Genomic DNA, 17,960 nt, shown 5'->3' on the forward strand with positions numbered 1-17,960 from the left:
CATGGACGCGTACTGGGAATCCTTCACGCCCGGAGAGGGACGGCGCCGGCCACGAGCCGACGCGCTCTCGGACGCGCGCCGCATCACGCTCAACGGCCGCTGGCGCTTCCGGCTCTCACCCACGGCCGCCGGCACGGGGCCGGCATTCGTGCGCGCCGGCTTCGACGACAGCCGCTGGGACGAGATCACGGTGCCCGCCCACTGGGTCCTCGAACCGGTCACTCCCCTCGCCGGCGGACCGGCGCGATCGCTGCGCGGCACCGGTGAGGGGCCCGTCTACACGAACACCGCGCTCCCCGTGCCGCTCGACCCACCGTTGGTTCCCACCGAGAACCCGACCGGCGACTACCGGCTCGTGTTCCGTGTCCCCGACGACTGGGGCGCCGCCGTGCTCCGGTTCCAGGGCATCGACTCCTGCGCGAAGGTATGGCTGAACGGCGAGCCGCTGGGCTTCTCGACCGGCAGCCGGCTGCCCGTCGAGTTCGACGCACCGGTCGTGCCCGGGGAGAACGTGCTCGCCGTGCGGGTCCACCGTTGGTCGAGCGGCACCTACCTCGAGGACCAGGACATGTGGTGGCTGCCGGGCATCTTCCGGGACGTCGAGGTCATCGAACGCCCCGACGGCGCCATCGACGACCACTTCGTGCACGCCGACTTCGACCACGAGACCGGACTCGGCACCCTCCGGGTGGAGGCTTCGGAGCCGGCCGTCGTCGAGATCCCCGAGCTGGGTGTCCGCATGGCGGCGGGGCAGAGCGCCACCGTACCCGTCGAGCCCTGGAGCGCGGAGTCGCCGCGCCTCTACGACGGCACCCTCACCGGCGCGGGGGAGACGGTCGAGCTCCGGATCGGCTTTCGCACGGTCGCCGTCGTCGACGGCACGCTGACGGTGAACGGACGCCGCGTGCTCCTGAGGGGCGTCAACCGGCACGAGCACGACCCCGACTCGGGCCGGGCGCTCGACCACCAGACGATGGTCCGCGACATCGTCCTGATGAAGCAGCACAACATCAACGCCGTACGCACCAGCCACTACCCACCGCACCCCGACTTCCTCCGGCTCTGCGACGACTACGGGCTCTGGGTCGTGGTCGAGTGCGACCTCGAGACGCACGGATTCATCTACGCCGGCTGGGAGGGCAATCCGCCGGCGGACACCCGGTGGCTGCCGGCGATGCTCGACCGGACGCGCCGCATGGTCGAGCGGGACAAGAACCGGCCGAGCGTTATCATCTGGTCCCTCGCCAACGAGAGCTGGGTGGGCGAGAACTTCGACGCGCTCGAGTCTTGGGTCCGTGACCGCGACCCCTCGCGCCCGATCCACTACGAGCGTGACCCCAGCTACCGGAACTCGGACTTCTACTCGCTCATGTACCCGGCCCAGGAGCTGCTCGAGCAGATCGGCCGCCGGGAGGAGCCCCGCCCCGAGGGGGTGAGCGACGAGGAGGACTCCCGCCGGCGGACCCTGCCCTTCCTGCTCTGCGAGTACGCCCACGCCATGGGCAACGGTCCTGGGTCACTCGTCGACTACCAGCGGATCCTCGAGTCGTCCGACCGCTTCTGCGGAGCCTTCGTCTGGGAGTGGATCGATCACGGCTTCCGGCACCGCGCCGGGGACGGCGAGTACTTCATGCACGGCGGTGACGTCGCGTACGCACCGAACGGCGGGCGCTACTGCCTCGACGGGCTGCTCTTCCCGGACCGCACGCCCTCGCCCGGCCTGCACGAGCTGAAGAAGGCGATCGAGCCGGTCGCCATCGAGATCGACACCACCGTGTCGATCCGGAACCGCCACGACGTGCGCGGCCTCGACCACCTCGCCTTCCGCTGGCGGCTCGAGGTCGACGGCGAGCGTCGGGAGGAAGGCGACCTTCCGGTTCCACCGGTGCCGCCCGGCGAGTCGGCGGAGGTGCCCCTGCCGGCGCGGCCTGGCGGCGAGCCCGGCGAGTGGTGGCTCACCGTCGAGGCGCGCCTGGTCGGTGACACGCCGTGGGCCCCGGCCGGTCACGTCGTCGCCTGGGGACAAGGCCTCCTGGCCGACGGCGCTCCCCGGTCCCGTCCGCCACGAGCCACCACGCCCGCCCGGCAGGCGGACGACGGCCTGATCGCCCTGGGCGACGCCCGGTTCGACCCGGTCTCCGGCGGGCTGGTCCGGCTCGGGAGCGTCAAGGTCGACGGCCCCGTCCTGGACCTCGGCCGTGCCCCGATCGAGAACGACCGCGGGCAGGGCGGCGTCAACGATCTCGCGTCCGTGTGGCGCGCCGTGGGACTGGACCGGCTGCGGCACCGCACCGACCTGGTCGAGCCCGACGGTGACGTGCTACGGGTGGCCGGCCGTGCGGCCGCCTCGGCGCACCCGCACGCGCTCGCGTACCGATTCGACTGGTGCCACGACGACGGCGGCCTGCGCGTCGACGTGAGCGTCGACTTCACGGGTCCGTGGGCCGACACGCCGCACCGGCATCTGGAGATCGTGCCGCCGCGGCTCGGTCTGCGGATGTCTCTGCCGGCTGCGTACGCGCGGGCGAGGTGGTTCGGACGCGGTCCGGGCGAGTCGTACGTCGACTCCTGCGCGGCGGCGCGCGTCGGGCGCTACGACGCGACGGTGGAGGAGCTGCAGGTCGGCTACCCGGTCCCCCAGGAGAACGGCAACCGCCTCGATATCCGCTGGCTCGAGCTCTCCGGCCCCGGCGTGCCGCTGCTGCGGGTGGACGGGTCTCCGACGTTCGGTTTCGCCGCCCGCCGGTGGACGTCGGAGGAGCTCGGGCGCGCCCGGCACCGGCACGAGCTGGTCGATTCGGGGCGGCTGTGGCTCAACGTCGATCACGCCCAGCAGGGGCTGGGCTCCGCGGCGTGCGGGCCGGCGCTGCCAGAGCGGTACCGGGTGCCGCGGACTTCCACGACCTGGAGCGTGCGGCTATCGCTGCACTGAGGTCGAGGGCCCGCCGCGGCCGGGCCGCGATGCGGCCGTCGCGTCGAGACGGCGCACGGTCTCGAACAGGTCGACCGGCCCGACCTGCCCGCCCTTGAGCAGCACGTCCGCGCCGTCGAGCCAGGACTCGGGCGCCGAGACCCGGCACACGACGACGTTGCCGAACGGGTTGGCGGCGATCTCGAGCGACTCCGCGCCGAGCAGGGTGACGACGCGGCTCGAGGTGTCGCCGCCGCACACGACAACGCGCCGCGTCGTGCCCGAGACCAGGGCGGCGCGCACGACGGCCGCGAGCCCGACGGCGATCCGTTCGACGAGGTCGTCCGCGCCTTCGACCTGCGCGCGAACGGTGGAGACCACCACGCTGCGCCCCGCGGCCAGCTCATCGAGGGCCGACGACGTGACGTCCTCGAAGGGGCCGGAGCCGACTGGCAGGTCCAGCTCCGTCCAGCCGTGCTCGACGGCGTGGGCGACCTGGCGCGCCGTCTGCGGGGACCGGCTGCCCGAGACCGCGAGCACGGGACCGGCGGTGCCGAGCCCCGCCCCCACCACGCTCGGCGTCTCGTGGCCGGTCGCGCCGTCGGGAGCGTTGCCGGGCGCGCCGTCGGCGGCCGGCGTCAGCGCGTGAGCCAGCCCGGCACTGAGCCCCCCGGAGCCGATCGCGAGCACGGGCTCGTCCTGGTGCATCGCGGCCACCGCCCGGCCGACGAGAGCCACGTGCCGGTCGTCCATGGCGTCCAGGACCGTCGCCGCATCCGTTCGGTCCCGGAGGGTCCGGCTGGTCGCGGCGGCGTCCGCGTACGCGGTGAAGTCCAGGGAGCCGATCGGAAGCGCCGTCTGACGGGACAGATGGCGAGCCAGGTCGGCCTCGTGCATCGGCGTCACGGGATGGTTCGACATCGTCGGCTGCCGGTCGAGGCGGTAGACGATGCCCTCCTCGGCGGCGAAGTGGTGCCCGAACACCGTGTAGCGGCCGAAGTCGGGCTGGGCGACAAGGACCGGGACGGTGAGCGGACCGAACACCTTCCGGCCGATCTCGATGACACGGCCCAGGCTGCCGACGGTGGGGGACGAGTCCGCCGTCGAGCAGGCCTTGTACTGCACCACGGCGGGATGCAGGCGGCGCAGGCCCTCCAGCGCGGGGCGCACCTCCTCGTCGATGGCGTCGGCACTCAGCGAGCGGGCCACGCCGGCGATGCCGATCACGTCCGCACCGGCGGCGTCCCGCACGAGCGCGTCAGGTCCGGGGTGGCCGACGAACAGGCGGCCGCGCCACCCTGCGCGCGCGAACTGCAGCAACGCGTCGACGCTGCCCGTGAAGTCGTCACCGTAGAAGGCGACGCGCAGATCAGGCACGAGGAGGTCCGAAGGTCTCGAGGGCACGACGGAACGCGGGAGAAGCGGCCAGCGCCTCCTCCACGGACTCTCCTCGTACCGCCGAGGCCCAGGCCGCACGCATGCTCGCGACGCCGGCCGCCGACCCGTCGGGGTGGCCGTGGATGCCGCCGCCGGAGAGCACGAGCACGTCGTCGGTGCCCGTCGCCGCGTAGGTCGCGTGCGCGAGGCCGGCCCACTGCCCCGACGAGAGGACCGGGAGCGTCGGGGTCTGGCCGAGGAGCGGTTCACGCACCGCGGTGATCGAGTCGAGCACCTCGGCGTCGCTCTCGTAGAACTTGTTGCTGATGCCGTTCGTGTGCAGGTGGTCGACGCCCGAGAGGCGCGCGAGCTTCTGCCACGCGCGGAACGAGAAGCCGAGCTGCTCGGAGCGGCTCACGGCGCCGAACATCGCCCGGTGCCCGTGGATCGGTACGGCCGAGTGGCGGCGGAGGAACTCGACTCCCGACAGCCCGACCATGTTCACGCACGCCATCACGCACGTGCCTCCCGCGTCGACCACGAGATCGTGGTTGGCCTCGAGGCGGCCGATGTCGTCCGTGATGTTGAACGCGTACATGGGCTTCACGCCCGTCCGGTCGGCGTGCCGCTCCAGGACGGGAACCACGGCGCGCACCCGTTCGGCGAGCGGCGCGGTGGGGCCGTTGCCCTGCAGCTCGTCGTCCTTGATGAAGTCGATGCCGGCCGAGACCAGCTCCTCGACGAACTGAGCGAGCTCGTCCGGCGAGAGGCCGATGCTCGGTTTGACGATGGTGCCGATCATCGCGCCGTCCGCTCGCGACATGGAGCGTCGCGTGCCGGCGACGCCGAAGGCGGGTCCCGGGTAGCGCTCCGCGAAGGCGGTGGGCAGGTCGAGGTCGACCAGCTTGATGGCCGCGAGCTCCTTCATCTCGAACAGGTTGCCGGCCACGGCGGCCTGCAGGTTCGGGAGCGAGGGACCGAAGTTGTCGAGCGGGAAGCGCAGCGTGATGCGTGCGCGACGCCGTGCCGCCGGGTCGCCGACGGTCCCGGGCAGTGGTGACGAGCCGGTGAGGGGCAGCTCCTCGACGTCGTCGACCTTGGCCGCGAACCGTGCCCGGACGTCGTCGGACTCGCGCGCGACGCGGACGAAAGTGCCCGTGGACTGCTCGCCGGCGAGGATCTCGGCCGCCTGCCGAGGGTCGAGCGAGGTCTCGATGTGGTAGGTCGCGACGACGTAGGTCGTCTGGGCGGCACTCCGTGGCGCGGCGGGTGCGGTATCGGTCTGCGGGATCGCTTGGGACACGTCGCTCACCAGACCAGCGGGAGCCAGACGGACATCTCGGACCGCCCTCGGTTGCCCCAGGCGAAGTACGGGATCAGACGTACCGGGACGGTGCGCAGCGGGGCGTCCTCGAGATCGGCATAGAGCGCGTCGCCGTCGCCCGCGGGCAGGACGGTGGCCTCGCCCTCGAGAGCGACGATCGGGTGACCCTCGATCTCGGTCTCGACCTCGGTGAACCGGGCGTGCCGACGCAGGGCGACCTGCTCGAGCCGTACGCCGTCAGGCAGGTCTGGGCTCTCGAGGCAGTACACCACCGGGCCGCGAACCACTGCCACCTGGTTCGAGACCTCCTCGGCCAGACGGTGGCCGCGCAGCAGCCTGACCGGCATCGGGAGCACGAGCTCGACGATGTCGCCCGCCGACCACTCGCGTTCGAGAGTCGTGTAGGTGCCGGGTCGGCTTGCCTCGACCGGCGTGCCGTTCACCGTGATCGTGGCGCCGTCGCTCCATCCGGGGATGCGCAGCTTCAGCGGCAGCCCGCCGCCCTGGACGTCCCCGACCTCCAGCACCACCCGCCCGCTCCATGGTTGGTCAGCCTCGATGTGCAGCCGGAGGCCGCGACCGCCGAGCTCCGCGGCGACGTCGGCGTCGTCGAAGAGATGTACCCACAGACCTTCCTCGGAGGTCGACATCGCGCGCTCGTGGAACTGCGCGAGCGTGCGGGCGATGTTCGGCGGACAGCAGAAGCAGCTCATGTACTCGGTGCGCAGCCGGGCGTCCGAGGCCGGCGGTTCCGGTACGGGACGCACGGCCGTCTCCCCGGGCATGCGCAGCGGGAAGGGAAGGTCGCGCACCTGCCGCAAGGGGTTGGTGTAGAAGTAGCGCCGTCCGTCGAGGCTGACGCTGGCCAGCAGGCTGTTGTAGGCGATGCGTTCGATGACGTCCGCGTACCGGGCGTCCCCGGTGAGCGCGAGCATGCGCTCCGACCAGAAGATCATGCCGATGTTCGCGCACGACTCGTTGTGCGCCGTCGTGTTGGGCAGCTGGAACGCGCGGCCGTAGGCCTGGTGCACGCGGGAGATCTCGCGCTGCCACGGGTAGCCGTCGGGGGAGGCGCCGTCGTACAGAGCCCCGCATCCGCCGGTGATGTACAGCTTGGTGTCGACGACGTCTCGCCAGAGTCCCTCGAGCACCCGCACGAGCTCTCGGTCCTGGGTCTCGGCGGCGAGGTCGGCGAGACCCGCGTAGAGATAGTTGGCGCGCACGGCGTGCCCGGCCGCGACCTTCTGCTCCCGGACCGGGAGGCGGTCCTGGTTGTCGTCCCCGCCGGCGAACTCGTCCCGCACGTCCACGAAGGCCTTGGCCAGGCGGAGGTAGCGCTCGTCGCCGGTCGCGCGGAAGAGGGTGATCACGCCCATGTAGTGGGAGGGGCAGATCGCGCTTCGTGCCAGCTGGTCGCGGTGATCCTCGGCGAGCGACTCCAGGAACGCGGCGGCTCGCACCGCCGCGTCGAGCAGCACCGTGCTCCCGGTGACGCGGTGGTGGCGGACGGCGGCGGTGATGAGGTGCCCGAGGTTGTAGGTCTCGAAGTTGAAGCGGTCGGCGAGAGCCGCGGCGTCCTCGCCGTTGCGAGTGGCGATGAGGTTCGGCGTGTGGAGATACCCGTCGTCGCGCTGCACCGAGGCGATCGTCTTCGCGATGGCCTCGATCCGTGCCGCCAGCTCGGGGTCGGAGCCGGTCTCGAGCAGGCTGATGGCCGCCTCGAGCCACTTGTAGAGGTCGCCGTCCAGGAACGGCGGGCCCTCGTGCTGGCCCTCCGCCTCGCCGGCGGCGATCAGGAAGTTGCGCCAGCCCGGACCGACCGCCTCGTCGCTCAGCGACTGCCAGATGCCCGGCACGGTCGTGGCGCGCGTGCGCTCGAGGACGTGGCCCCAGAAGCCTCCGGCCCAATGGATGGCGGACGCGTCGAGCGGCTTCAGTGCTGTGACAACGTCCGAGGTCGTGGTGCTGGTCATGGCGCGAGATCTCCCTTCGCTCGCCGACCGTTGCGGCGAGCAACGGCCGCGAGCCTTCATCGGCATGAGTATCCTCGCAGACTTGCATTGATATTCAAAACGCCGCAGACTGTGCTACGTTCGTCGAGAGCACTGCATATTCTGTCAGCGCTGACTGTTGACGCACACGGCGACTCGGTCGCCCGCCTGCCACTCACCAGCAGCCGTCAAGGAGGACGACATGAGAACAAGCCGAAGCCGGCGCGTGATGCTGGCGAGCGTCGCACTGGCGGTCATCACGCCACTCGCCGCGTGCGCAGGGAGCGCGGGCCAGGAGGACGGCTCGGGATCCGGAGGAGGAAGCGGTTCCGACGCCGAAGCCTTCACCGTTCTCAGCGCGAACGAGAACCCCACGGTGAGCGCCCAGCTCGATGCGCTCGCTGCCGACCAGTGCCAGGCAGAGAACGAGGCGCTCCCGCTGGAGCACCGAAAGCTCGCCCAGGCCGACACCGTCCAGAAGGTGACGCTGCTCGCCAGCCAGGACGCTCTGCNAGGAGGCCGGCGCGTGGGACAACGTCCTTCCGGCGGCGGTCTCGACCGAGGAGAACGTCTACGGCGGCTTCGTGTCGATGCCGTACCAGTACAACATCGAGGGCATCTGGTACAACAAGCAGATCTTCGGGGACGAGGGCATCGAGGAGCCGCAGACCTGGGACGAGCTGGTCGCGGCGGCGGAGAAGCTGCAGTCGGCCGGGGTCATGCCGATGACCACGGCGGGCGCCGACGGCTGGCCGGTGACGCGCATCCTCGGCATGTACATCTTCCGTAACGTCGGACCGGACGCCATGACGGCGATCCGTGACGGCGAGGCAAAGCTCACCGACCCGGAGTATCTCGCGGGCGCCCAGGCGCTCGCCGACTTTGCTGCCGCCGGCCACTTCGGCGAGGGATTCTCGAGCCGCGACGGTGACGCGTCGTCGAACCTCTTCCTCACCGGTGAGGCCGCGATGACGTACGACGGCAGCTGGCTCCTCGGCGCGATCAACGACCCGGAACGCAACCAGATCGGCCAGGAGAACGTCGGATTCATGCCGTTCCCCGCGGTCGAGGGCGGCGAGGGCAGCGTCGAGCAGTATCCGGCCAACGCCGGTGCTCCCATGGTCTTCTCGTCCGAGAAGTTCGGCCCGGACGCCGCCAGCTGGGCGGCGTGCATCGCGGAGAACTACGGCGCTCAAGCCCTTCAGGACGCCGGCGTGATCTCCGGGTTCAAGGTCAACGAGGAGGTCACCGACATCTCGCCGAACACCGCCGAGATCCAGGAGACCATCACCGAGATCGACGAGACGCTGCTCTGGTTCGAGGCCCACTTCGACCCCAAGAGCAACTCGCTCGCCTCGACCAACATCACGCTGCTCACCACCGGCCAGATGTCCCCGGAGGCCTACATGCAGGACCTCCAGGGCAGCATCGACGCCGCCGGTTGAGCCGACGCGGGTCGGTCTCCACGAACACTGGGGCCAGCCCTGAGCCAGGAGGCCGACCCGCCCGTGAGTGAAAGAGCTGCCTTATGAATTCGGTGCTCGGAGATCGCAGGACCATCTTGATCCTCCTGGGGCCTGCGCTCCTGCTGTACACCCTGCTGAAGATCGGGCCGGTCGCCTGGTCGTTCGGGCTCTCGTTCTTCGAGGGCAACACCCTGCGGGGGTTCGAGTGGGTGGGTCTGCAGAACTTCGCGACGTTCTTCTCGGACGACGCCGCCCTGCAGTCCGTGGGCGTCAGCGTGCTCTTCTCGTTCGTCGCCACCGTGGGCCAGGTGACGCTCGGCTACCTCCTCGCGCTGCTGTACGTCTTCGTGCTGCGCAAGGGGTCGACCTTCTTGCGGACCATCGTCTTCTTCCCGATGATCCTCCCGACCGTCGCCGTCGCCCTGCTGGTCAAGAGCTTCGTCGCCGTCGGCGAGAACCAGGGGCCGGTCAACGACATCATCAACTTCTTCGGCGGGGACAGCATCGAGGTGCTGGCCTCCACCTCGGGCACGATGATCACCGCGATCGTGATGACCCTCTGGAGCTCCATGGGGTTCTACGCCGTGCTGCTCTACGTCGGCCTGCTCGACATCCCGGAGGAGGTGATCGAGTCGGCGCGCATGGACGGGGCGAAGGGTGCTCGGCTCGTGCGGCACATCGTGCTGCCGCTGTCCCTGCCGATCCTGCTCTCGTCGATCATCTTCAGCCTGAACGCCACGCTGAAGGTCTTCGACAGCCTGCTGGCGCTGAACGGCGGCGGACCCGGGACCTCGACGGCGCCGCTGACCCTGTACATGTACCGCACGGCCTTCGAGTACGCCGAGTACGGGTACGGCAGCACGGTCGCGCTGTTCCTCACCATGCTGTGCCTGGTCTCCACCCTGGCGATCTTCCGGTCGTCACAACGCAAGTCGGAAGACTGACATGACCCTCCAGACCCAGACCCACCCGAAGACCGCCGGGACGCCGGTCCGCTCGGCCCCACGCCCGCAGGGGCCGTCGCGGCGGATGCGGACCGTCCGTCGCCTGACCCGGCGCATCCCTGTGTGGATCATCGTGGCGATCATTCTGGTCGTCGTGCTGTACCCGCAGGTCTGGATGATCCTCGGGTCGTTCAAGACTCAGAGCGAGTTCCTCTCGAACCCGGCGCTCGCACTCCCGCAGACGTGGCAGTTCGACAACTACGTCACGGCGCTCACGACGGGCAACGTCGGGCGCAGCTACCTGAACAGCATCCTGGTCACCATCCCGGCCGTGGTGCTCATCGTGATGATCGGCGTCGCGGCCGGCTACGCCCTCGAGGTGATGGTGTGGAAGCAGCGCAAGGGTGTGCTGCTGTACATCCTGGCGGGAATCATGGTGCCCGGGCAGATGATTCTCGTGCCCCTGTTCATCGTGTACTTCCAGATAGGCATCACCAATACGCTCTGGCCCCTCATCATCACGTACACCGTCATGGGCCTGCCGCTCACGACCTTTCTCATGGCGACGTATTTCCGGTCGGTACCACGAGAGATCTTCGAAGCGGCGACCGTCGACGGTTGTGGCCCGCTGCGCTCGTTCTTCATCATCGGGCTGCCGATGATGCGCAACGCGATTCTCACCATCGGCCTCGTGCAGTTCTTCAGCGTGTGGAACGACCTGCTCATCGCGCTGACCTTCACGACCCGGCCAGAGCTGGCGACCATCCAGGTGGGACTGCTCAGTCTCAGCGACCAGTACGGCTCCACCCAGTACGGACCGCTGTTCGCTGCGGTGAGCATCAACATCGTCGTCCTGCTCGCGGTCTTCCTCGCGCTCAACAAGAAGATCATGGCGGGCATGGCCGCCGGCTCCGTCAAGGGATAGGGAGAACGAATGGCTGACGACACGCGCATCGCGATGCTGCACACCGGGGCGGTGGTGATCGCTCCGCTGATGGAGCTCGTCCGGCGGGAGCTGCCAGGGTCGACCACGATCAACTACCTCGACGACCGCATCGTCGCCGACCTCCGGGATCCCGACGCGTCCGCATCGGTGCCGGACCGCGTGACCGGCCTGGCCAGGGCGGCGGTGGCCGCGGGGGCCCGGGCCATCCTGCTCACGTGCTCGTCGATCTCCGAGCTTGCCGCCCAGACCTCCGAGGAGGCCGGAGTGCCCGTCCTGCGCATCGACGAGGCGATGGCGGACGAGGCGGCAGCCTTCCACCGCGTCGCGGTCCTCGCGACACTGCCGACGACGTGCGAGCCCACGACGCGGCTGATCCGTGAGCGGGCCGCCCTGGCGGGGCGTGACCCGTCGATCCGCAGCGAGGTCATCGATGGCGCGTTCGCCGCCGTGTCCGCCGGGGACCGCGCCGAGCACGACCGGCTGGTCGTGGCCGCGATCGAGGCCGCGGCCACGGGCTGCGACGTGATCGTGCTGGCCCAGGCGTCGATGGCCGGCGCCGCAGCGGCGACCGAGGTGGCGGTGCCGGTGCTGACCAGCCTCGAGCCGGGTGTCAGGCGTCTGCGTGAGTTGGTCGAGTCGCTCCCTGCTCGTCGCTGAGCGGCGGGTCAGCATCCGTCGGCTCTTGGCCGTCGTCCCCGGCAAGTGCCTCGGCCGTGCGCAGGTCGGTGATGAGCACGTTGACCCACCGGCCGTTGAGGGCGCCGAGGATCGGCTCGTGCTTGCGCCGTCCGCCGGCGATCCCGATCCGCCGGGGGATGGCGCGGAACTCCTGGACCGGGATCGCGATGGTGCGGTCGGCGAGCTCGCCGGTCACGCTGGTGCCGTCGACGGTGAAGACGTGATGGCAGATGTCGCCGACGGCGCCCGCCCCCAGGAGGCGGCGCCGTTCGTCGGCCTCGAACGCGTTGCCGCTCTCCGCGAGGAGATCGGACGGCTCGATGCTGCCGATCCCGACGATCGCCATCGTGAGGTTGCGCCAGCGGCTCGTCACCTCGGCGAGCGACGAGTCCTTGAGCAGTGCATCGCGGATGCCGCGGTCGGCGACCACGCCCGGCGCCTGGACGTACACCGGCTCGGCACCGAGCATGCGCGCGAACTCACCCACGAGGCGCTGCGCCTGGTTCTGGACCTCCGGAACCCCGATACCGCCGAGCAGCTGCACGACCTCGCTGGCTCCGCGGGCGGAGAGCGGGCGCATCCGGTCGACCAGCGCGAGCAGCGTCTGGCTCCACGAGGAGGTCCCGATCCGGTCGCCGCCCGAGAGCGTCGCCTCGAGATAGCTGGCGGCGGCCGATCCGATCGCTCCGATCACGGCGCGTTCGTCGTCGTCGCTCTCGACGTCGACGACGACGGCCTCGAGCAGGCCGAAGCGCGCCTCGAGCCGTTCCTCGAGCTCGGTATGGACGCCCGGGCTGACCATCACCGTGGTTCGCACGACCCCCACCGCAGCGGCACGCTTGAGCAGGCGCGAGACCTTGGCCTGGGAGATGTGGAGCGACTCGGCGATGTCTGCCTGTCGGATGCCGCGTTCGTGGTACATCCGTGCCACCTTGATGAGGAGGCGCATCTGGCCGTCGACGGGGGCGGCGTAATGATTGGGTGCCACGACGACTCCGATCGTTGGTTGTTTCGCAGCCGGATGTTGCGGAGCGTGTTCCTCCGGCCGTCTCGGCGCATTCTCTTCCCACAGTATCATTGACATTCGCGCGCGAAAGTTTATGCACCGCTTTGGGTGTCCCTGCGGCATTCAGATGTACCAGCGAGAAGGAAGAGGGAGACGAACCCATGCGAATCGCCGTCACCGGGAGTTCCGGCAAGCTCGGACGAGCCACCGTGCAGCGGCTCCGCGCCGAGGGGCATGCGGTCGTGGGCCTCGACTCCACCGGCACGCCGGGCGACGGCTTCACACGCGTCGACCTCGCCGACTACGGCCAGACCCTCGACAGCATGCTGGGCGTCACGGCCCGTTACGACCGGTTGGACGCGGTCGTGCACCTGGCGGCGATCCCCGTCAACGGCCTCGTGCCGGACGCGGCGACGTTCCACAACAACATCGTGGTGAGCTTCAACGTGGTGCATGCCGCTCTGCGGGCCGGCATCCGCAGCATCGTCACGGCGTCGAGCATCACGGCGATGGGTTTCCCGTTCGACGTTCCACCGTCTCGGCTGCCGGTCGACGAGAGCACCACCGAGGCGAACAACACCTACGGCCTCGGCAAGGTCGCCGAGGAGGCCATGTGGGGGCAGCTCGCCCGATGGGCGCCGGGTCTCGCCATCACGTCTCTCCGGTTCACGAACGTCGTCGCGGCAGGAGAGTACGCGACGTTCGCTCGCGCGTCCGACCCCGACTACCGCCGGGATCTGCTCTTCAGCTACGTCGACGCGCGTGACGGTGCCGCAGCGGTGGCGCTGGCGCTGAGGCACCCGGAGCCGGGCTTCGAGGTCTACAACGTCGCGGCGCCCGAGACGGGCAGCGCGATCCCGACGGCGGAGCTGATCGCCCACCACTTCCCGGACGTGCCGGTCCGGCCGGGTCTCGGTGAGTTCGAGTCCCTCGTCTCGGTCGACAAGGCGCGCGAGCGACTCGGGTACGTGGCCGTGCACGACTGGCGTCGGGAGTATTCCGCCGACCCGGGGGCGTGAGGGGACGCGCGACCGCGGCGTCGGGGGGTCAGGCCGTCGAAGGGTCCGAGGATGCCGTTCCCCTGACCGTCTCGACGGCCGCCAGTCGCGCCGACGCCGTCGCCATGTGTCTCGCCATCGTCGAGGCGGCACGGTCGCCGTCGCCCGAGGCGAGGGCGGTGTAGACGGCCTCGTGCTCCTCGAGCGCCGTGCGCGCGTGCGCCTCGTCCTCCACTGCGCGATCGACCCACACGCGCAGCAGCGACCGCACGATCTGCAGGAGGTCGAGAAGAACCGAGTTGTCCGCGCTCAGGGCGATCTCGCGGTGGAAGGCGAGGTCGGCCCGCACGAAGGTCCTCAGCTCTGCGACCGACTCGCGCATGTCGTCGAGGTGGCCCGCGAGGGAGGCGAGCTGCTCGTCGGTCAGCCGGTCGGCCGCGAGCCGCGCGACGTAGATCTCGAGACCCGAGCGGAGCTCGAGCAGCTCGGCCGTGCTGCGTTCACCGATCAGCACTCCCCAGCTGAGGCTCTGGGGGAGCAGCTCGCTCGCTGTTCCACGCAGGTAGGTCCCGGACCCGGGGCGCACGTCGACGACGCCGAGGATCTCGAGCGCGGCGAGGGCCTCGCGGACGGCCGACCTCCCCACCTCGAGGCGCGCGGCAAGCTGGCGCTCGGGAGGTAGGCGGGTGCCGGGTGCTATCGAACCGCTCGTGAAGAGGTCGAGAAGCTGGGTGGCGACCACCGACACCGCCGAACCGGAGGGGACCGCGCCGAGAGTGGCCGCGATCTCGGCCGAGCTGTCGTCGCGAAAGACGGGCATGGGGAGAACCTATCAACCGGATTACCGCGCCCCGGGTACGGCGGAGTCGATTCCGGGTGCTGCGCTGATTGCAAGAGGTCAACCGGTTTGGCACTATGCCGTTGTGCACCAGCAATGCCGGCAACGACGGCGCACCGCCGACATCAGGCGCCTCGCGCCGCCCTCGGTCAGCGCGAGGCGGGCGCCCTCATGATCGGTCTGGGCAGCTACGCGTTCTTCTGGCAGCAGAGCGAGCAGGCCGAGGCGCCGCTGGCGTTGATCGGGGCTCTCGAGCGGACGGCCGAGCTGGGCGTGGGGCTGTTCCAGATCTGCGACTACGCGCCGCTGCTGGCCATGTCGCCCGCGGAGATCCGTGAGGTCGCGCTCGCTGCCAGGAGGCTGGACATCCGCGTCGAGCTGGGCACCAAGGGAGTGGCACCCGACCACCTCCGGACCTTCCTGCGCCTCGCCGAGGAGTTCGACGCCGAGCTCGTTCGCAGCATGGTGTACGCGCCGGGCTTCCGTCCGAGCCTCGACGAGGCGGCCGAGCTTCTTGCCGCCGCGATGTCCGACTACGAGTCCGCGGGCACCACGCTCGCGCTGGAGACGTACGAGCAGGTGCCGACCCGCGACCTCGTCGCACTCGTGGAGCGCGTGGGCAGCGACAAGCTCGGAATCTGCCTCGACCCGGCGAACGTCGTCGCGGGCCTGGAGCTGCCACGCGATGCCGTCGAGCTGTGCGGGCCGCTGACCCGGAACGTGCACGCCAAGGATTTCGCGTTCGCGCGGCAGGACGGCTGGGTCGGCTTCACGTACGGCGGGGCACCCATGGGTCAAGGCCTGCACGACTACCCGCACCTGCTCGCCGCGGTACGGCCCGAGCAGCGAGGCATCAACGAGATCGTCGAGCACTGGCTGCCCTGGCAGGGCGACATCAAGACCACCGTCGAGGCGGAGATCGCCTGGACAGTCACCGCACTGGACTACCTGAGGAGCAACCGATGACGACCACGACCCAGACCTACAGCATCGCGGTGATCGGCGCCGGCGGGAAGATGGGCACACGGGTCTCCGACAACCTCGTGAAGACCGATCACACGGTCTTCTACAGCGAGAGCTCCCCCGCCGGCCAGGAGCGCATTCGTGCCGCCGGTCGGAAGCTGACGGACACACCCGAGGCCGTGCGGGACGCCGACATCGTGGTGCTCGCCGTTCCCGATCTCGCCCTTGCCGCCGTCACCGCCGACATCGTGCCCCAGCTCAAACCTGGCGCCATCGTCCTCACCCTCGACCCGGCGGCGGCCTACGCGGGACTCCTGGCCACCCGCGATGACGTCGTCCAGGCGGTGGCTCACCCGTGCCATCCGTCGATCTTCCTCCAGCGCACGACGCCGGAGGAGTACGCCGACACGTTTGGCGGCATCGCCGCCCCGCAGGACGCGATCGCGGCGATCGAGTCAGACGACCCGGCCAAGCGAGAGATCGTCGAGGCCACGGTTCGAGCGATCTACGCTCCGGTCGTCGACGTGCACTGGGTGACGATCAAGCAGCTCGCGCAGCTCGAGCCGACGCTCGTGGAGACGATCGCGTGCATGATCGGCGACCTCCTGAAGGAGGCGCTCGACGAGGCGGTCGACACGATGGGCGTACCGGAGCCGGCGGCACGTGCGATCCTCCTCGGCCACACCCAGGTCGCTCTGGCGAACGGACTGCGCGGGGACAACCCCTTCAGCGACGCGTGCCTGATCGCGATGGAGTACGGCCGCGAGGCGATCATCAAGGACGACTGGAAGCGGGTCTTCCGGGACGACGAGCTCGACAAGAACCTCGCACGCATGCTGCACCTCGAGGCGATCGAACGCTGACGCGCGAGCCCAACGCCGGGACTGCGTCGCCACTGCCTTCGTCCACGAGGCGGCGCTGACCGCCCGCCGCAGTGCCGCGAGTCGTCACCGATGTGCCGACTCGTCATCGGTGTGCCGAGTCGTCATCGGTGTCGGTGGGGCCCGCTACCGTCGCCGTGTGCAGACGGGTCCTCAGTCCGGCGCCGAGGCGGCGTCGGAGGTGACGGTGCGCTCCGCCGTCGGCCGCTATGACGGGTTCTTCGAGGTCGTGGGCGTCAAGAAGCCGGGCGGCAAGGGCTGCTGGTGCATGTCCTACCGGGACTCGCGCGTCTCGACCGAGGAGCGCCCCGCGTACATGCGGGACCTCTGCGCGACCGAGCCGGGACCGGGCGTGCTCGCCTACGTCGACGGCACGCCCGCCGGCTGGTGCTCGGTCGCCCCGCGCAGCACCTACCGGCGCCTGATGAACGCCCGCACCATCCCCTTCGTGGACGACCGTGACGCCTGGGTCGCTGTCTGTTTCGTGGTCCGCGCCGGATACCGTCGCCGCGGCCTCATGCACGCGTTGCTCGACGGCGCGGTCGCGCACGCGGCCGAGCACGGCGCCGAGGTGGTCGAGGGCTACCCGGTCGAGGTTCCCGACGGCGAACGTGTCGACGTGATCAGCGGCTACGTGGGCACCACACGACTGTTCGAGGCCCACGGCTTTCACCGTGCCGCGCCGACGACGGGCCGCAGCGGCCACCGCCCGCGGTGGGTGATGCGCCGCGAGCTGGCCTGACGTCGTCGCGCACGGCGCGGCCGTGGTGCGATCAGCGGTCTTGGACCACTCCCACGGTCGAGGCGCTGACCGGGTCGCGGTTCGTGAAGTCGCCGGGCGGGATGCCCGGATGGTGGCCGTCGGGTGCGTCCGACGAGGACGGCGAGGGGGCGAGGCTCAGACGCGAGACGATCCGGTAGCGGTCACCGCGGTAGAGGGAGTGCACGTACTCGACGGGCCGGCCGTCGGTGTCGGTGGTCAGGCGGTCGAAGAGCAGGGCGGGGGACAGCTCCGGCAGGTCGAGCAGCTCGGCCTCGTACCTGGTCGCCACCGTCGGCTCGATCACCTGGACCGCCTCGTGCACGTGCACTCCGTGGTGCTCACGCAGGTGCTCGTAGAGGTCGCCGCTCTCCAGCTCCTGGGCGCTCAGTCCTTGTGCCCGGTGGGCCGGGATGTGGAGGTGCTCGATCGCCATCGGGTCGCCGTCCACGAGCCGCAGCCGCGCGACGTAGACGATCTCCGCGGCGGGCGACATCCGCAGCTTGCGACCGATCCGGGCACCGGCCGGGCACCGGGTGAACTCGAGCAGCCGGCTCGACCAGCTGCCCTGTGCAAGCGGCACCCGCATCTCCTGCCGGCCGCCGACCAGCTCCTGGGTGATCTTCGCCGGCGCGACGAACATCCCCCGGCCGTGCTCACGCACGAGCCGGCCGGCGGCCACGAGCTCGTCGACGGCCGCACGCAGTGTGGGCCGCGACACGCCGAGCTCCGCGCACAGACTGCGCTCGGAGGGGATCGGCTCGCCCGCCGTGCGCGCCTCGATGAGCTCGAGGATCACGCTGCGCACCCGCTCGCGCTTGAGGATCGCTCCCGGTGCTGTCATGTGCGTGTACGACGCTCCCACTCGCGGGTTCCG

At 70.3% G+C, this 17,960-nt stretch carries 15 protein-coding genes; 9 read left to right on the forward strand and 6 right to left on the reverse strand.

Translation table 11 applies throughout. The annotated features are described in order from the left end of the window. Position 1 precedes the first annotated feature (1 nt). Positions 2-2,932: a glycoside hydrolase family 2 TIM barrel-domain containing protein gene (locus ABD907_RS20300; RefSeq protein ID WP_345219076.1), complete on the forward strand. Its 2,931-nt coding sequence runs from the start codon at positions 2-4 to the stop codon at positions 2,930-2,932. Here ABD907_RS20300 and ABD907_RS20305 read toward each other — a convergent pair. Genes ABD907_RS20305 through ABD907_RS20315 form a run of 3 tightly spaced genes read right to left on the reverse strand, consistent with a single transcriptional unit; the run spans position 2,918 to position 7,585 of the window. After that, positions 2,918-4,288: a four-carbon acid sugar kinase family protein gene (locus ABD907_RS20305; protein ID WP_345219078.1), complete on the reverse strand. Its 1,371-nt coding sequence runs from the start codon at positions 4,286-4,288 to the stop codon at positions 2,918-2,920. The two genes, ABD907_RS20300 and ABD907_RS20305, sit on opposite strands and share 15 nt — an antisense overlap. Then, positions 4,281-5,600 carry a RuBisCO large subunit C-terminal-like domain-containing protein gene (locus tag ABD907_RS20310; RefSeq protein WP_345219080.1) on the reverse strand — a complete coding sequence of 440 codons (1,320 nt, stop codon included), beginning with the start codon at positions 5,598-5,600 and terminating at the stop codon, positions 4,281-4,283. Before ABD907_RS20310 ends, ABD907_RS20305 begins: the two co-directional genes overlap by 8 nt. Continuing rightward, complete coding sequence (locus ABD907_RS20315; protein WP_345219082.1) at positions 5,597-7,585, reverse strand: glycoside hydrolase family 127 protein; 1,989 nt, start codon at positions 7,583-7,585, stop codon at positions 5,597-5,599. Before ABD907_RS20315 ends, ABD907_RS20310 begins: the two co-directional genes overlap by 4 nt. Before the next feature lie 602 nt (positions 7,586-8,187). Here ABD907_RS20315 and ABD907_RS20320 point away from each other — a divergent pair. The 4 genes from ABD907_RS20320 to ABD907_RS20335 all read left to right on the forward strand — a co-directional run bounded on the left by ABD907_RS20320 (position 8,188) and on the right by ABD907_RS20335 (position 11,616). Beyond that, positions 8,188-9,048: an ABC transporter substrate-binding protein gene (locus ABD907_RS20320; protein ID WP_345219083.1), complete on the forward strand. Its 861-nt coding sequence runs from the start codon at positions 8,188-8,190 to the stop codon at positions 9,046-9,048. 83 nt (positions 9,049-9,131) lie between these two features. Beyond that, positions 9,132-10,013 (forward strand): carbohydrate ABC transporter permease, encoded by an 882-nt coding sequence (locus tag ABD907_RS20325; protein WP_486334146.1) that lies wholly within the window; start codon positions 9,132-9,134, stop codon positions 10,011-10,013. 1 nt (position 10,014) lies between these two features. Further along, positions 10,015-10,938 carry a carbohydrate ABC transporter permease gene (locus ABD907_RS20330; protein ID WP_345219085.1) on the forward strand — a complete coding sequence of 308 codons (924 nt, stop codon included), beginning with the start codon at positions 10,015-10,017 and terminating at the stop codon, positions 10,936-10,938. Between the two features lie 9 nt (positions 10,939-10,947). After that, positions 10,948-11,616, forward strand: a complete 669-nt coding sequence (locus tag ABD907_RS20335; protein ID WP_345219088.1) for an aspartate/glutamate racemase family protein — start codon at positions 10,948-10,950, stop codon at positions 11,614-11,616. Here ABD907_RS20335 and ABD907_RS20340 read toward each other — a convergent pair. Next, on the reverse strand, positions 11,570-12,625 hold the full coding sequence (locus ABD907_RS20340) for a sugar-binding transcriptional regulator (RefSeq protein WP_345219090.1): 1,056 nt from the start codon (positions 12,623-12,625) through the stop codon (positions 11,570-11,572). The genes ABD907_RS20335 and ABD907_RS20340 overlap by 47 nt on opposite strands. A gap of 179 nt (positions 12,626-12,804) precedes the next feature. Here ABD907_RS20340 and ABD907_RS20345 point away from each other — a divergent pair, with 179 nt between their 5' ends. Then, entirely contained in the window at positions 12,805-13,662 is an 858-nt protein-coding gene (locus ABD907_RS20345; protein WP_345219091.1) for an NAD-dependent epimerase/dehydratase family protein, read from the forward strand. A gap of 28 nt (positions 13,663-13,690) precedes the next feature. On the opposite strand, the gene ABD907_RS20350 is transcribed toward ABD907_RS20345, so the two are convergent. Further along, entirely contained in the window at positions 13,691-14,461 is a 771-nt protein-coding gene (locus tag ABD907_RS20350; RefSeq protein ID WP_345219093.1) for a FadR/GntR family transcriptional regulator, read from the reverse strand. 114 nt (positions 14,462-14,575) lie between these two features. On the opposite strand from ABD907_RS20350, the gene ABD907_RS20355 reads away from it, so the two are divergent. The 3 genes from ABD907_RS20355 (at position 14,576) to ABD907_RS20365 (ending at position 17,065) form a co-directional block, all read left to right on the forward strand. Then, positions 14,576-15,445, forward strand: a complete 870-nt coding sequence (locus tag ABD907_RS20355; protein ID WP_345219095.1) for a sugar phosphate isomerase/epimerase family protein — start codon at positions 14,576-14,578, stop codon at positions 15,443-15,445. Then, on the forward strand, positions 15,442-16,305 hold the full coding sequence (locus ABD907_RS20360) for a phosphogluconate dehydrogenase C-terminal domain-containing protein (protein WP_345219096.1): 864 nt from the start codon (positions 15,442-15,444) through the stop codon (positions 16,303-16,305). Before ABD907_RS20355 ends, ABD907_RS20360 begins: the two co-directional genes overlap by 4 nt. A 157-nt stretch (positions 16,306-16,462) precedes the next feature. Continuing rightward, positions 16,463-17,065, forward strand: a complete 603-nt coding sequence (locus tag ABD907_RS20365; protein WP_345219098.1) for a GNAT family N-acetyltransferase — start codon at positions 16,463-16,465, stop codon at positions 17,063-17,065. A 31-nt stretch (positions 17,066-17,096) separates the two neighbouring features. Here the strand turns inward: ABD907_RS20365 and ABD907_RS20370 are convergent, their stop codons facing one another. Beyond that, on the reverse strand, positions 17,097-17,927 hold the full coding sequence (locus tag ABD907_RS20370) for a GntR family transcriptional regulator (protein WP_345219101.1): 831 nt from the start codon (positions 17,925-17,927) through the stop codon (positions 17,097-17,099). Between the last annotated feature and the right edge of the window lie 33 nt (positions 17,928-17,960).

This window comes from Georgenia halophila, from assembly GCF_039541595.1.